The organism is Curtobacterium sp. MCBD17_032 (assembly GCF_003234855.1).
In the GTDB taxonomy this organism is placed as follows: Bacteria; Actinomycetota; Actinomycetes; order Actinomycetales; family Microbacteriaceae; genus Curtobacterium.
Map to the genome: position 1 here is coordinate 140,104 of NZ_QKTO01000003.1, position 14,603 is coordinate 154,706.

The 14,603-nt window shown below is 72.7% G+C and carries 12 protein-coding genes and 1 tRNA gene; 7 read left to right on the forward strand and 6 right to left on the reverse strand.

Annotated elements, in window-relative coordinates; all coding sequences use genetic code 11:
• Window positions 1–18: 18 nt before the first annotated feature.
• From trpS to DEI91_RS06140, 6 genes are all read left to right on the forward strand, one after another.
• Entirely contained in the window at window positions 19–1,026 is a 1,008-nt protein-coding gene (gene trpS, locus DEI91_RS06115) for a tryptophan--tRNA ligase (RefSeq protein ID WP_111051444.1), read from the forward strand.
• A gap of 6 nt (window positions 1,027–1,032) precedes the next feature.
• Window positions 1,033–1,620: a GNAT family N-acetyltransferase gene (locus DEI91_RS06120; protein WP_111051445.1), complete on the forward strand. Its 588-nt coding sequence runs from the start codon at window positions 1,033–1,035 to the stop codon at window positions 1,618–1,620.
• A gap of 95 nt (window positions 1,621–1,715) precedes the next feature.
• The gene (gene ribD, locus DEI91_RS06125) at window positions 1,716–2,756 is read left to right on the forward strand and encodes a bifunctional diaminohydroxyphosphoribosylaminopyrimidine deaminase/5-amino-6-(5-phosphoribosylamino)uracil reductase RibD (protein ID WP_111051697.1); all 1,041 of its coding nucleotides are present in this window, start codon (window positions 1,716–1,718) and stop codon (window positions 2,754–2,756) included.
• On the forward strand, window positions 2,753–3,409 hold the full coding sequence (gene ribA, locus DEI91_RS06130; RefSeq protein WP_111051446.1) for a GTP cyclohydrolase II: 657 nt from the start codon (window positions 2,753–2,755) through the stop codon (window positions 3,407–3,409). Before ribD ends, ribA begins: the two co-directional genes overlap by 4 nt.
• A 195-nt stretch (window positions 3,410–3,604) precedes the next feature.
• The gene (locus tag DEI91_RS06135; protein WP_111051447.1) at window positions 3,605–5,002 is read left to right on the forward strand and encodes an MFS transporter; all 1,398 of its coding nucleotides are present in this window, start codon (window positions 3,605–3,607) and stop codon (window positions 5,000–5,002) included.
• Between the two features lie 139 nt (window positions 5,003–5,141).
• Window positions 5,142–6,974 carry an ABC transporter ATP-binding protein gene (locus DEI91_RS06140; RefSeq protein WP_111051448.1) on the forward strand — a complete coding sequence of 611 codons (1,833 nt, stop codon included), beginning with the start codon at window positions 5,142–5,144 and terminating at the stop codon, window positions 6,972–6,974.
• Between the two features lie 13 nt (window positions 6,975–6,987).
• Here DEI91_RS06140 and DEI91_RS06145 read toward each other — a convergent pair whose 3' ends face one another.
• From DEI91_RS06145 to DEI91_RS06160, 4 genes are all read right to left on the reverse strand, one after another.
• Window positions 6,988–8,457 (reverse strand): NAD-dependent succinate-semialdehyde dehydrogenase, encoded by a 1,470-nt coding sequence (locus tag DEI91_RS06145; protein ID WP_111051698.1) that lies wholly within the window; start codon window positions 8,455–8,457, stop codon window positions 6,988–6,990.
• 59 nt (window positions 8,458–8,516) lie between these two features.
• Window positions 8,517–9,137: an isochorismatase family protein gene (locus DEI91_RS06150; RefSeq protein ID WP_111051449.1), complete on the reverse strand. Its 621-nt coding sequence runs from the start codon at window positions 9,135–9,137 to the stop codon at window positions 8,517–8,519.
• Between the two features lie 53 nt (window positions 9,138–9,190).
• Window positions 9,191–10,699 carry a D-alanyl-D-alanine carboxypeptidase/D-alanyl-D-alanine-endopeptidase gene (dacB, locus tag DEI91_RS06155; RefSeq protein ID WP_309148045.1) on the reverse strand — a complete coding sequence of 503 codons (1,509 nt, stop codon included), beginning with the start codon at window positions 10,697–10,699 and terminating at the stop codon, window positions 9,191–9,193.
• Window positions 10,700–10,834: 135 nt separating this feature from the next.
• Entirely contained in the window at window positions 10,835–11,872 is a 1,038-nt protein-coding gene (locus DEI91_RS06160; protein WP_111051450.1) for a Gfo/Idh/MocA family protein, read from the reverse strand.
• A 208-nt stretch (window positions 11,873–12,080) separates the two neighbouring features.
• Between DEI91_RS06160 and DEI91_RS06165 the strand changes: the two genes are divergently transcribed.
• Complete coding sequence (locus tag DEI91_RS06165) at window positions 12,081–13,778, forward strand: alpha-glucosidase (protein WP_258374308.1); 1,698 nt, start codon at window positions 12,081–12,083, stop codon at window positions 13,776–13,778.
• Window positions 13,779–13,843: 65 nt separating this feature from the next.
• On the opposite strand, the gene DEI91_RS06170 is transcribed toward DEI91_RS06165, so the two are convergent.
• Together DEI91_RS06170 and DEI91_RS06175 are read right to left on the reverse strand one after the other, a co-directional pair.
• Window positions 13,844–13,916, reverse strand: a tRNA-Thr gene (locus DEI91_RS06170).
• Window positions 13,917–13,963: 47 nt separating this feature from the next.
• Window positions 13,964–14,602, reverse strand: a complete 639-nt coding sequence (locus tag DEI91_RS06175; protein ID WP_258374309.1) for a TetR/AcrR family transcriptional regulator — start codon at window positions 14,600–14,602, stop codon at window positions 13,964–13,966.
• Window position 14,603 lies beyond the last annotated feature (1 nt).

A 14,603-nucleotide genomic window follows, 5' to 3' on the forward strand; every position in this document is an offset into this window, starting at 1 on the left:
AGCACCAGGACGCTCCGCATGACCAGCACGCGCATCTTCTCCGGCATCCAGCCCTCGGCCGGGTCACTCCACCTCGGCAACTACATCGGGGCGCTCATGCAGTGGCGTGACCTGCAGGACGACCACGACGCCATCTACTGCGTCGTCGACATGCACGCCATCACCTCCCCGCAGGACCCCGCCGAGCTCCGCGCGAGCACCCGGGCGACCGCGGCGCAGTACATCGCCTCGGGCATCGACCCGTCGAAGTCGACGCTGTTCGTGCAGTCGCACGTCCCTGCGCACGCCGAGCTCGCGTGGGTGCTGAACACGCTGACCGGCTTCGGCGAGGCCAGCCGGATGACCCAGTTCAAGGACAAGTCCGCCCGTCAGGGCGCCGAGGCCGCCTCGGTCGGGCTGTTCACCTACCCGATCCTGATGGCGGCGGACATCCTGCTCTACGACACCGCCGTCGTGCCGGTCGGTGACGACCAGCGGCAGCACGTCGAGCTGACGCGCGACCTCGCCACCCGGTTCAACTCCCGGTTCGGCGACACCTTCGTCGTGCCGACGGCGCAGATCGGCACCGAGACCGCGCGGATCTACGACCTGCAGGACCCGACGAGCAAGATGAGCAAGTCGGCGGCCTCCGACAACGGTCTCATCCGCCTCCTCGACGACCCGAAGCGCACGGCGAAGAAGATCCGTTCCGCCGTCACCGACACCGAGCGCGAGATCCGGTCGGACCGCCAGGCGAAGCCGGGCGTGACGAACCTGCTCGCGATCCTGTCCGCGTTCACGCGGACACCGGTCGCGTCGCTCGAGGAGTCCTTCGTGGGCAAGGGCTACGGGGACCTCAAGGGAGCGGTGGCGGACGCCGTCGTCGCCGAACTCGAACCCGTGCGCGCCCGCACCCTCGAGCTCCTCGACGACCCGGCCGAGCTCGACCGCCTGCTCGCGGTCGGTGCCGAACGTGCCGAGACGATCGCCGCCGCCACGCTCGCCCGCGTGTACGACGCCGTCGGCTTCGTCCCGCGCGCCCGCTGACCGCCCGTGCTCCCCGTCACGCTCGAGTCGGCGCGGGTCCGGCTCGACCTCCCCACCCGCACCGATGCGGCCGCGATCACCGAGGCCTGCCAGGACCCGGAGATCGCGCGGTGGACGACGATCCCGCAGCCCTACCGACCGGAGGACGCGAAGATGTTCGTCGACGCGCTCGTCGGCCCGGGGTGGGCGTCCGACCGCGAGTACACCTGGGCGATCCGCCGGCCGGGATCGACCTGGCTCGACGGGGTGATCAGCTACCGCACGGCGCGTCGTGACCTCGGGTTCTGGCTCGCGCCCGCCGCGCGGGGACTCGGGCTCGTGCACGACGCGGTCGAGCTCGTCGTCGGGTTCGCGTTCGACCGGGGAGCGCCCGACGTCTACTGGGAGTGCTACGTCGGCAACACCGCCTCGGCAGCGGTCGCCCGGCGCGCCGGCTTCTCCTACACCGGGAGCGGCGACGCGCTCGTCCCGAACCGGGACGGCTCCCCCGCCGCCGCGTGGAAGGGACTCCGGCGGGCGGACGGCACCCCCGCGTCGGACCTGCCCTGGCCGACCGGCTCCGAGACGGACGTCGCCGGTAGTCTCGCTCCGTGAGCGACACGGCACCCGACACGACCCCGGCCGACCACACCGGAGCCGGTGACGCCGAGGTCGGCGACGTCGAGGTCCGCGACGTCGAGGTCCGGGCCATGCGCCGGGCGCTCGAACTCGCGGCCCGTGGCCCCGTCGTCGGCGACCACGCCCGGGTCGGCGCCGTCGTCCTCTCCCCCGCGGGCGAGGTGTTGGCCGAGGGCTGGCACAAGGGTGCCGGCACCGCGCACGCCGAGGTCGACGCGATGCGCAAGGTCGACCCGGCGCTCCTCCGCGGCGCGACCGCCGTCGTGACCATGGAGCCGTGCGACCACACCGGTCGGACCGGGCCCTGCTCGGTGGCCCTCATCGACGCCGGGGTCGCCCGGGTCGTCTACGCCGTGGACGACCCCGGTGCCGCGGCGCACGGTGGGGCCGACCGCCTCCGGGCTGCCGGCGTCGACGTCGTGTCCGGGGTCCTCGCCGACGACGCCGAGGCGTTCCTCGAGCGCTGGCTCCTCTCCGTCCGGCTCGGTCGTCCCTGGGTGACGGTGAAGTGGGCCTCGAGTCTCGACGGACGCGCCGCGGCGGCGGACGGGACGAGCCGGTGGATCACCGGAGCCGCAGCCCGACAGCACGTCCACGAGCAGCGTGCCGCGCACGACGCCGTCCTGGTCGGCACCGGCACCGCACTCGCGGACGACCCGAGCCTGACCGCCCGCGGCGACGCCGGGGAGTTCCTCGCCGACCAACCGCTGCCGGTCGTCCTGGGTGACCGGCAGCTCCCCGCCGACGCAGCCCTGCACCGGCACCCCCGCGGCGTCGTCACGATCCCCGGTCACGACCTCGACGCCGCCCTGCGGTCGCTCCGCGAGCAGGGGGTGCACAGTGTGCTCGTCGAGGGCGGGCCGACCGTCGCGTCGGCCTTCATCGCGGCCGGGCTCGCCGACGAACTGCTCGTCTACCTGGCACCGGTGCTCCTCGGCGGCCCGCGGGTGGCGCTCGACGACATCGGGGTGGGAAGCATCCAGGGAGCGCGGATGTTGCGTGTACTGTCGACGTCCAGCCTCGGCCCCGATCTGCTGGTCCGCGCCCGTCCGGTCCCGCAGCGGTCCGGGCACGCGGTCGACGGGGCCCCCACCGACCGGAGCACCACATGACCGACGCACTGACCTCCGCCACCCCCGGGAGCCCGGTGCAGTTCGAGGTCGCCACGAAGGTGCCGACCACGCACGGCACGTTCGAGATGCGTGCCTACCGTGACCTGGTCACGAGCGCGGAGCACGTCGCCGTGATCGCCACCGCTCCGGACGGGTCGGCTCCGCGGGACGGGGCCCTCGTCCGGGTCCACTCCGAGTGCCTGACCGGCGAGGCGTTCGGGTCGCTCAAGTGCGAGTGCGGTCCGCAGCTCGACGCGGCCCTCGACACCATCGCGGCCGAGGGCGGGGTCGTCGTGTACCTGCGCGGGCACGAGGGGCGCGGCATCGGGCTCATCAACAAGCTCAAGGCGTACCGCCTGCAGGAGGACGGGCTCGACACCCTCGACGCCAACCTCGCGCTCGGGCTCCCCGCCGACTCCCGGGAGTACGGCGGCGCGGCCGGCATCCTCGCCGACCTCGGCATCACGCGCGTGCGGCTGCTGACGAACAACCCCGAGAAGCGTCGGCAGCTCGTCGAGCACGGCATCGCGGTGGACGCCCTGGTCCCCCTGGTGGTCGGTGTCTCCGCACAGAACGCCGGGTACCTCGACACGAAGCGCGACCGGATGGGCCACACGCTCCCCGACCACCTCGCGACCGGCGCGGCCAACTGACGGCTCCTTCCGGGCGGATTCGCAGGTGGGCGACATCCGTCGTACACTGAGGACCCCGTCACGAGCGGGACCACCACCCCGAACGCACCCGGCCCGGTGTCCGCGCCACCCCGCGCGAACCGGTCGGCGTCCGCAGTCCGGCCCCACGCTGCGCTCCCCCGCGAGCGCGCGCACCGCGAAAGTGCTCTCACGCCCATGACCGCCGCACCGGCCACCCCGACGTCCGCCCCGAAGACGAACCCGCGCTCGCGCGTCGTCATCGCGAGCCTCGTCGGCACCTCCATCGAGTTCTACGACTTCTACGTCTACGCGACGGCAGCGGTCCTCGTGTTCCCGACGCTCTTCTTCCCGAACGAGGACCCGACCGCGTCGCAGCTGTCCTCGTTCGTCACCTTCGCGCTGGCGTTCTTCGCCCGTCCGGTCGGCTCCGTCCTCTTCGGCCACTTCGGGGACCGCATCGGCCGCAAGACGACCCTCGTCGCCTCGCTGCTCGTGATGGGCACGGCGACGTTCCTCATCGGCTGCCTGCCGACCTTCGACACGATCGGCATCTGGGCGCCCGCGCTCCTCGCCGTGATGCGCTTCGCCCAGGGCGTCGGCCTCGGCGGCGAGTGGTCCGGCGCAGCGCTGCTCGCGACCGAGAACGCGCCGCAGGGCAAGCGCGGGGTGTTCGGCTCGATGCCGCAGCTCGGCGCTCCGATCGGGTTCCTCCTGGCGAACGGTCTGTTCATCGCGATCAACGCCGCCATGCCGGCCGGTGCGGACGGCACCCCGAACGCCGACTTCCAGGCCTGGGGATGGCGTATCCCGTTCCTGCTGTCCGCCGTGCTCGTGCTCATCGGCCTCTACGTGCGGTTCCGGCTCGTCGAGTCGCCCGCCTTCCGCGGCGTCCAGGAGACCGGCACGGTCGCGAAGGTCCCGCTCGCCCGGGTGTTCCGCACCTCGTGGAAGGCCGTCGTCGTCGGCACCTTCGGCATGGTCGCCACGTACGTGCTCTTCTACTTCATGACGACCTTCACGCTGGCATACGGCACCACCGCGACCTCGATGGTCCCGAAGGTCGGCCTCGGGTACACGCGCGGTGAGTTCCTCACCCTCCTCATGATCGGCGTCGTGTTCTTCGGGATCTTCACGCCGGTCGCCGGGATCCTCGCGGACAAGTTCGGCCGTCGTCGCACGCTCATCCCGACCACGATCGGCATCGCGCTCTTCGGGCTGACCTTCCAGCTGTGGTTCGCCGCGTCGCAGGGCCCGATCACGGTCGTCACGTTCCTCATCGTCGGGCTGTCGCTCATGGGACTGACCTTCGGGCCGATGGGCGCCCTGCTGCCGGAGCTGTTCCCGACGAACGTCCGCTACACCGGCTCCGCGCTCGCCTACAACCTCGCGTCGATCCTCGGGGCGTCCCTCGCTCCGACGATCGCGGTCGCGCTGTGGAAGCCGGACGGGGACATCTTCCTGGTCGGCCTGTACCTGACGATCGCGGCGGTCGTCACCCTGGTCGCGCTCCTGCTCGTCCGCGAGACGCGCGGTACCGACCTCGACGAGGCCGAGGCGCGGCAGGCCGTCGCCGCCGAACGCGACGCGCGCTAGCCGCGACGCGCGCTAGCCGCGACGCGCGCTAGCCGCGACGCGCGCTAGCCGCGGCCTGATCGGACGGGAGGCTGCCCACCGGACCGGTGGACAGCCTCCCGTCCGTCTGTCGGTGCAGCGGTGAGAGAATCGACGCACGATGAGCACCCCGTTCGCACGCCCGAAGCCGACCGACGGGCCCCGTGCCACCTTCGGCCGCCTGCTGTCCTACCTGTTCGAGAACAAGCCGGCGATGGTCGTCATCATCGTGCTGAGCATCCTCGGTGCCGCGGCGTCCCTCGCCCAGCCGCTGCTCGTCAACCAGGTCGTCACCGCGGTGCAGCAGGGCACCGGCATGTCGACACTCGTCTGGGCGCTCGTCGTCCTCGTGCTCGTCGCCGGGGTCCTGAACGGTGTGCAGCACTTCCTGCTCCAGCGCGCCGGTGAGGGTGTCGTGCTGTCGACGCGGCGGAAGCTCATCGCCCGCATCCTCAACCTGCCGATCTCGGAGTTCGACGTCCGGCGCACGGGTGACCTCGTGTCCCGTGTCGGCAGCGACACCACGCTCCTCCGCGCCGTCCTGACCCAGGGACTCATCGAGTCGATCGGCGGCGCCCTCACCTTCATCGGCGCGGTCGTCGCGATGGCCGTCATCGACCCGCTGCTGCTCGTCGTGGTCGTCGTGATCGTCATCGTCGCGGTCGTCGTCGTCGGCGGGCTCAGTCGACGCATCCGCGTCGCCTCGAAGGCCGCGCAGGAGAAGGTCGGCGACCTCACGGCCGCGGTCGAGCGCGGCATCGGTGCCGTGCGGACCATCCGCGCCGCCGGCGCCACCACCCGCGAGGTCAGCGAGGTCGACGCGCACGCGACCGAGGCCTACCGCCGCGGGCTCGTCATCGCACGCATGTCCGCGTTCGTCGTCCCGGTCGCGAGCATCGTCATGCAGGTCGCGTTCATCGCGGTGCTCGGCATCGGCGGCGCGCAGGTGGCGGCGGGCACGATCACGATCGCCACCCTCATCACGTTCATCCTGCTGCTCTTCATGATGATCATGCCCCTCGGGCAGGCGCTCGGCGCGGTCGTCGCCGTGGCACAGGCCCTCGGCGCGCTCGGACGCATCGAGGAGATCCTCCACCTGCCGAGCGAGGACCAGGACGACGCCGCCGTGCGCCCGGCCGCCGCGGTCGCGACCGACGACGCCATCACCTTCGAGCACGTCACGTTCCGCTACGCGGCGACCCCGGACGCCGTCGGGACGGACGGTTCCGCCGGCGCCGGGGACATCAGCGCTCCCGCTCCCGCCGGGGAGGACCAGGTCGTCCTGCACGACGTGTCCTTCAGCGTGCCCCGTGGCACCCGGGTCGCCCTCGTCGGACCGTCGGGCGCCGGGAAGTCCACGACCCTGGCCCTCATCGAGCGCTTCTACGACCCCACCGAGGGCGTCATCCGCCTCGGCGGAGTCGACGTCCGCGGCCTCGACCGGACCGAGCTCCGCGCCCAGATCGGGTACGTCGAGCAGGACGCGCCGGTGCTGGCCGGCACGATCCGCGCGAACCTGCTGCTCGGCTCGCCCGACGCCCCGGAGTCCGAGTGCGTCCGGGTGCTCGAGGCGGTCAACCTCGGCGACGTGCTGCACCGCGACCCGCGAGGACTCGACGCGCAGGTCGGGGAGGACGGCGTGATGCTCTCCGGTGGGGAACGCCAGCGGCTCGCGATCGCCCGGGCGCTCCTCGCCGCTCCCCCGATCCTGCTGCTCGACGAGTCGACGTCCTCGCTCGACGGGGTGAACGAGCAGAAGATGCGGCTGGCGATCGACGCGGTGGCCGAGGACCGGACGCTGCTCGTCATCGCGCACCGGCTGTCGACCGTCGTGGACTCCGACGTCATCGTCGTGCTCGAGCACGGCCGCGTCGTCGGCATCGGCACGCACTCGGAGCTCGTGCAGAGCACCCCGCTCTACCGCGACCTGGCGAAGCACCAGCTCCTGGTCTGAGCGCCGGACGCGGTCAGGCGGCGAACGGGTCCGGGGTGAGCACGTAGACGGTCTCCAGGTACTCCTCCAGACCTTCGTGGGAGCCCTCCCGGCCGAGGCCGGATGCCTTCACCCCACCGAACGGGAACGCGGCGTTCGACACCACTCCGGTGTTCCAGCCGAGCATGCCCGTCTCCAACCGCTCGGCCAGGCGCTGCCCACGCCGCATGTCCTCGGTGAAGGCGTAGGCGACGAGCCCGTACTCGGTGTCGTTCGCGAGCCGGATGCCCTCCTCCTCGGTGGCGAACCGCGTGATCGACACGACGGGGCCGAAGATCTCGGTCGTCAGGATGTCCGACCCCGGCTGGACGTCGTCGACGAGCGTCGGCGCGTAGTACGTCCCCGCACGGTCGACCCGCTGTCCGCCCGTGACCAGCGTGGCTCCGCGCGCGACGGCGTCGTCGACGAGCCCGGCGGCCTTGTCCACGGCCCGGCCGTCGATGAGCGGTCCGATGTCGGTGCCGTCCTCGGTGCCGCGGCCGACGCGGAGTGCCTCGATCCGTGCGGTCAGGGCGGCGGTGAAGGCGTCCGCGATGCCCTCCTGCACGAAGAACCGGTTGGCGGCGGTGCAGGCCTCGCCGACGTTCCGGAACTTCGCCTGCATGGCGGCGTCCACCGCGCGGTCGAGGTCGGCATCGTCGAACACGAGCAGCGGGGCGTTGCCGCCGAGCTCCATGCTCGTCTTCAGGACGGTGTCGGCCGCCTGCTTGAGGAGCGCGGACCCGACCGGTGTCGAGCCGGTGAACGTGAGCTTCCGGAGTCGGCGGTCCGCGATGACCGGCGCGGACAGCGCCTTCGCGTCCGAGGACGGCACGACGTTGAGCACACCGTCCGGCAGGCCGGCACGGCGGAACAGCTCGACGAGGTACAGCGTCGTCAGCGGGGTGAGGTCCGCCGGCTTCAGCACGACCGTGCAGCCGGCGGCGAGTGCCGGTGCGATCTTCCGGGTCGCCATCGCGAGGGGGAAGTTCCACGGGGTGATCGCGTAGACCGGACCGACCGGGCGCTTCAGGACGATGCCGCGGCCGGTGCCCTCCGGGTTCGTCCGGTAGTCGCCGCCGATCCGGACGGCCTCCTCGGAGAACCAGCGGAGGAACTCGGCGCCGTAGACGACCTCGCCGTGCGACTCGGCGAGCGGTTTGCCCATCTCGAGCGTCATCACCGCGGCGATGTCGTCGGCGTGCTCGTGCACGAGGTCGAAGGCGCGGCGCAGCAGGTCCGAGCGGCGGCGGGGGGCCGTGGCGGCCCAGCCGTCCTGCGCGGCGACTGCGGCGTCGAGCGCGGCGACGCCGTCCTCCGGGGTGGCATCGGCGACGCTCGCGAGGACGGCACCGGTCGAGGGGTCACGGACGTCGAACGTCGCGCCGCTCGAGGCCGGGCGCCAGGAGCCGCCGATGAAGAGCCCGGTGGGGACGTCGGGCACGCTCACGTGCTCGTCCCCCACGGTCGTCGTCAGGGACCCCGTCGTGTCGCCGGCCGTCTCGCTCGTGCTGGTCGCGTCGGTCACAGGACCGCTCCCCCCGGGCGCTGCCGCCCTTCGTCCATGTCGCTGCGTCCGGTGTGGCCGCCCTCGTCCCGGACCTCCTCGAGCGCCGCCTCGCTGGCCGCCCGGTCGACGCCGACGACGAGGTCCTCGTACACGAACACGTCGAGACCCGCGTGCACACCGTCGAGCGCCGATGCCCGGACGCAGTGGTCGGTCGCGATGCCGACGACGTCGACGGCGTGGACCTCGCGGTCGAAGAAGACGTCCACCAGGTCCGCGCCCGTGTCGGTCGTCCCCTCGAACGCCGAGTAGGCCGGCTCGCCCTGCCCCTTCCGCACGTGCACGTCCACGGCAGACAGGTCGAGCGCCGGGTGGTACTCCGCACCCGGGGTGTCGGCCACGCAGTGCACCGGCCAGGTCGTCCGGAAGTCGGGGCCGTCCGGGCCGGCGAAGTGCCCGCCGTTGTCCCCGGTGGCGTCGTGCCAGTCGCGGGAGGCGACGACGAGGTCGTACTCGTCGGCGTGTCGGCGCAGGAAGGCGGTGATCCGTTCGGCCACCGCCGCTCCCCCGTCGACCGCGAGCGCGCCGCCCTCGGTGAAGTCGTTCTGGACGTCGATGATGAGCAGTGCCCGAGCCATGCGCCCATCCAACACCCGTCGGCGGAACGCCCGTCCGGCCGGTCGTCAGCCGGTCAGGAGGCGGCGAGCGACCCGCCGCAGCGGTAGGCGGCGGCGGTCACCGCGTCGAGCGCCGGCAGCGCGGCCGCCCGCGACGACCCGATGGCGTAGAACGCGAACGTCAGCTTCGTGCCGTCCGCAGCGTCGATGTAGCCGCCAAGGGTGTTCGCGCTGTCGATCCACCCGGTCTTCGCGTGCACCTTGCCCCGGGCGTCGGCGTTCGCCCCCGTGAAGCGGCTCGACAGCGTGCCCGAGACGCCGGACACCGGCAACACGGACGCGAGCGTCCCGAGTCCCCGGTCGCCGCGGGTCACCGGGACCATGAGGTGCGCCACGAAGGACGGCGACACGGCGTTCGCGGCGCTCTCCCCGGACCCGTCGATGACCGTGATGCCCGCCGGGTCGACCCCGTAGCCGCGCAGGGCCGACGCGTACACCCCGGTGAGCGACGCCGCGGTCCCGCCCGCACCGGCCTCCTTCGAGGACACCCGCGCGAGCATCTCGGCCAGCGTGTTGTCCGAGTTCGGGATCATCTGCCCGATGAGGGTCGAGACAGGCTGTGACTGCACCGCGGCGATCGTGGTCTGCGAGGTCGTCGCCCGCTTCGTGATCGGCGCTGTCGCTGCTCCGACGACCCCGGCGTTCGCCAGCGCCGTCCGGAAGGCCGCTCCTGCGCGACCGATCGGGTCCTCCGACCGGGGCGACGTGGCGGCGGCGGGGTCCGCGCGGTCCCCGTCGACCATGAGCGCGGTCACCTCGGGCTGGTACCCGATCGTCCGTTCGCTGACCGGCCAGGTCGGGTGCCAGGCGTCGGCCTCGCTCCACCACGTGCCGTCCGCGACGATCGACCGGACGGGCGTGTTCCCGAGCCGGGCCTTCACCTGCTGGGCGAGCTGCGGCAGGGTCGGTGCGCCGGGGTAGACCGTGCCGTTGCCCGCCGAGAGGGTCGGGTCCCCGTGCCCGACGAGGGCGATCGTGCCGCCGCCCTCGTCGGTGACGGTCGTCGGGATCGTGTGCCCGCCTCCGAGCACGGCGAGCGCCGTCGCACTCGTGAGCGTCTTCATGACGCTGCCGGTCTGCGCCGGGGTGCCTCCGTCCCGGGAGAACAGCTCCTCACCCGTGGTCGCGTCCATGACGTACCCCTCGAAGCGGCCGAGGCCGCTCGCCGCGGCGGCACCCGCGATCGAGCACGTCCGCGCAGCAGCACGGGCGGTCGCCGACGGCGTCGGTGTCGGCGTGGCGGTCGGCTCCGCTGTCCCGGTCGCGGTCGGAGTCGCCGACGGCGTCACGGTCGGCGTCGCGCTGGCCGTCGGCGTCCGGGAGGCCGTGGCCGACACCGCCGCGCGCGGCTGCTCCCCGGCCGCGGCACCCACGGCGACCGCACCGCCGGACCCGACGACGAGGACCGCGACCAGCCCGCCGATCGCCCACGGCACCGGACGGCGGTTCGCGGAGGCGCGGAGCGCAGCGACGGAACGGGAGACGGGACCGCCGCGGGACGGCTCGGGTGACTGCTCGGACATCGCGACGATCCTACGAGACGCACGTCCGGGCCTCCAGGCCGGGACCGGTCGCCAGGAGGCCAGGACTGGTCACCCGGAGGCCGGGACCGATCACCCGGAGGCCGGGACCGGTCACCAGGAGGCCGGGACCGGTCGTCAGGACGGGCGCTCGGTCCACAGGGGCCGAACCGCGTCGTCGGCCGCGTAGCGGACGCCCACCTGGCGGCGGGCCTCGTCCATGACCGCCATCACCGCGACGGTGTGGTCGATGCCGGCCGGACCGTCCTCCGCGATCTCGACGGGTCCGCCCTGGGCCGCGTCCGCCGTGAGAGCGGCCTCGACCGCGCGTGCCTCGTGCGCGTAGCCGGCGAGTTCCTCGCGTCCGTCGAACTCCTCGACGACGGCGCCGTCCGCGTCCCGGATGCGCCAGGTCGTCGGCGTGTACCAGGTCGGGTCGAGGTCGATCCGCCCCTCGGTGCCGATGATCGACGCACTGTTCGGGGTGCGCACGTCGAGCGCGAAGTGCACGGTCGACTGCGCGCCGCCGTGGTGGGTCATCACGATCCCCATCTGGGTGTCGACGCCCTGGTCGCTGAGCGTCCCGGCCGCGACGAGGCCGGTCGGGACGCCGAGGACGTCCACCGCGAACGAGACCGGGTAGACCCCGAGGTCGAGGAGCGCGCCGCCGCCGAGCGCCGGGTCGTTCAACCGGTGCCGCGGGTCGGTCGGCAGGGCCTGGTGGTGCGTCGCCTCGACGAGCCGCGGTGTCCCGATCCGGCCCTCGGCGAGGACCCGCCGGATCATCGCGGTCTGCGGGAGGAAGCGGGTCCACATCGCCTCGACCACGCGCACCCCGCGCGCGCGGGCCGCGTCCCGGACCCTGCGCGCCTCCGCGGCGGTGATCGTGAAGGCCTTCTCGACGAGCACGTGCTTGCCGGCCTCGATCGCGAGGAGGGCGTCCTCGGCGTGCCGGGAGTGCGGCGTCGCCACGTACACGACGTCCACCTGGTCGTCGGCGACGAGGGACGCGTAGTCGCCGTGTGCACGCGGGATGCCGTGCTCGTCCGCGAAGGCGCGGGCGCCCTCCTCGGTGCGGGACCCGACCGCGACGAACTCCACCCCCGCGGCGGTGCAGTCCGCGACGAACGACCGGGCGATGCCACCGGTCCCGAGCACTCCCCATCGAACGGTCATGCGGCCTGTCTACCAGGCCTCCCGCGGAGCGGCCGGTGCCGTGGCGCCCGGCGCCCGGCGTCGGTCCGCGCCCGGTCAGGGCGGGCGGCGTACCGTGCTGTCCACCAGGAGACGGACGGGAGGCCCGCACCGCGCGGGTCACGGGCCTCCCGTCCGACGGGTGGCGGGTCGGCGCGCCGAGCGCGCGGACCGGACGCGAGGAGGCGCCGTGACCGAACCGGAACCGTGGTGGACGAGAGCCGTCGTCTACCAGGTGTACCCACGCAGTTTCGCCGACGGGAACGGCGACGGCGTCGGAGACCTCGCCGGGCTGCGGAAGCACCTCGACCACATCGCCGACCTCGGTGTCGACGTCGTCTGGCTCTCCCCCGTGTACCGCTCGCCGCAGGCCGACAACGGCTACGACATCTCCGACCACGAGGACATCGACCCACTGTTCGGCACGATCGACGAGTTCGACGCCCTGCTCGTCGAGGTGCACCGCCGGGGCATGCGGCTCGTCATGGACCTCGTCGTCAACCACACCAGCGACCAGCACCCCTGGTTCCGCGCGGCACTCCGCTCCCGGACGTGCCCGAAGCACGACTGGTACATCTGGCGCGAGCCCGTCGACGGGCACGAGCCGAACGGGTGGCGTGCCGCGTTCGGCGGCCCCGCCTGGTCGTGGGACCCGGGCACCGGCCAGTACTACCTGCACATGTTCACGCCGCAGCAACCGGACCTGAACTGGGAGAACCCGGACATGCGGGCCGCCGTGTACGACATGATGAACCGCTGGCTCGACCGCGGCGTCGACGGCTTCCGGATGGACGTCATCAACCACATCGCGAAGGACGGCGACGCCCTGTCCGGCGACAGCGACGCCTACGTCATGCAGCCGCGGATCCACGAGCACCTGCAGGAGATGCACGACCGGGTGTTCGCCGGTCGGGACGCGCTGCTCACCGTCGGGGAGATGCCCGGCGTGAGTGTGGCGGACGCCGCGCTGTTCACCGACCCGGAGCGGCACGAACTCGACATGGTGTTCCAGTTCGAGCACGTCGGTCTCGACCACGCACCGGCGGCCAAGTTCACCCGGCGGGAGACCGACCTGCCGGCGCTCAAGGCGTCGCTCGCCCGGTGGCAGACGGGGCTGGAACAGCGCGGGTGGAACTCGCTGTACCTGTCGAACCACGACCAGCCGCGGCCGGTGTCACGCTTCGGCGCTGCAGCCGGCGCTCCGGTCGGGTCCGACCCGTTCGCCCTGCGGTACGAGTCGGCGACACTGCTCGCCACCGTGCTGCATCTGCACCGCGGGACGCCCTACGTGTACCAGGGCGACGAGATCGGCATGGTGAACGCCGGGTTCACCACGATCGAGGAGTACCGGGACGTCGAGTCGCTGAACTGGTTCCGCGGGGCGGTCGGTCGAGGCATGCCCCCGGCAGAGGCGCTCGAGGCCCTGGCGTTCCGGAGCCGCGACAACGCCCGGACGCCGATGCCCTGGGACGACAGCGAGCCCACCGGCGGGTTCTCCCCCGTGCCGCCGTGGATCGGGATGGGACAGGGGTGGCCGCGGGTCACCGTCGCCGCGGACCGCTCCGCCGGGGACCGCGCCGTGTACGAGCACCACCGGCGGCTCATCGCCCTGCGGCACCGCTCGCGGACCGTGCAGCTCGGGGCGTTCGCGCTCCTCGAGCCGGAGCACCCGGCGCTGTGGGCGTTCACGCGTGCGCTCCCGGACGGATCCGGACGCGACCAGGACGACCCGCCGCTGTTGGTCGTCGCGAACCTGTCGACGTCGGACCTCGTGCTGCCCGCCGGTGTCGCGGGGCGGACGGGCGAACTCGTGCTCGGGAACCTCGGGGAGCCGAGCGTGGCCGGAGTGTTGCGTCCGTGGGAGGCGCGGGTGCACGTGTGCCGGTGACGGAGCCAGTCGGGACGCCCGGAAAGGACGAACCCCCTCGTTCCCGGAGGACGAGGGGGGATCGGAGCCGCCTGTCGGAATCGAACCGACGACCTATTCATTACGAGTGAATCGCTCTACCGACTGAGCTAAGGCGGCGGACGCTCCGGATCACCCGGAGCGGCACGAGAAGCAACTGTACAGGATCAGACCAGCGAGCGCGAAATCAGCGCGCCGAGGTCGTCGAACGACCGCTCGAGTTCGTCGCCCAGGTCCAGCACCGAACCGGGTTGCGACCACTCCCACCAGGCATGGCGGAGCGCTGCCAACCCGACGAGCGTCGCGAGCCGGGCGGGACGGCGGAAGTCTGAGGCATCGTCGCCGTCCGTGACGGCGGTCTCGCGCTGCAGCCGCCGTTCGACCACCGTCTGCAGTTCGCCCTGGAACTCCTGCATCGAGGCCATGCGTCGACTGAAGAGCTCCGGGTTCGCGCGGAGGACCTGCTGCCGCTCGTCGATCAGGCCGCGCTCCTCGACGAGCTCACGGGCCGCGTGCACGAGCAGGGCACCGAGGTCGGACAGCAGGTCACCTGACGGGCCGCCGGCGACGAAGACCTCGACCGCCTCCCCCTGCGGCAGCGTCGGGTCGTCGCCGAGGATCGCCTGTTCCTTGCTCGGGAAGTAGTTGAAGAACGTGCGCGGCGAGACGTCGGCACGGCGGGACACCTCATCGACAGTGACCGCAGCGAGACCGTGCTCGATCGCGATGCGCAGGGCGGCCCGCTGGATCGCGAGTCGGGTGGCGCGGCGCTTCCGCTCGCGGAGGCCCGGTTCGGCAACGGTCATG

What these genes read in the sequence shown, in the direction of transcription:
- ribA (WP_111051446.1), top strand. Translation starts at nt 2,753, where the DNA reads ATGACCGACGCACTGACCTCCGCCACCCCCGGGAGCCCGGTGCAGTTC.
- DEI91_RS06135 (WP_111051447.1), top strand. Translation starts at nt 3,605, where the DNA reads ATGACCGCCGCACCGGCCACCCCGACGTCCGCCCCGAAGACGAACCCG.
- trpS (WP_111051444.1), top strand. Translation starts at nt 19, where the DNA reads ATGACCAGCACGCGCATCTTCTCCGGCATCCAGCCCTCGGCCGGGTCA.
- DEI91_RS06160 (WP_111051450.1), bottom strand. Translation starts at nt 11,872, where the DNA reads ATGACCGTTCGATGGGGAGTGCTCGGGACCGGTGGCATCGCCCGGTCG.
- DEI91_RS06150 (WP_111051449.1), bottom strand. Translation starts at nt 9,137, where the DNA reads ATGGCTCGGGCACTGCTCATCATCGACGTCCAGAACGACTTCACCGAG.
- DEI91_RS06140 (WP_111051448.1), top strand. Translation starts at nt 5,142, where the DNA reads ATGAGCACCCCGTTCGCACGCCCGAAGCCGACCGACGGGCCCCGTGCC.
- DEI91_RS06175 (WP_258374309.1), bottom strand. Translation starts at nt 14,602, where the DNA reads ATGACCGTTGCCGAACCGGGCCTCCGCGAGCGGAAGCGCCGCGCCACC.
- dacB (WP_309148045.1), bottom strand. Translation starts at nt 10,699, where the DNA reads ATGTCCGAGCAGTCACCCGAGCCGTCCCGCGGCGGTCCCGTCTCCCGT.
- ribD (WP_111051697.1), top strand. Translation starts at nt 1,716, where the DNA reads ATGCGCCGGGCGCTCGAACTCGCGGCCCGTGGCCCCGTCGTCGGCGAC.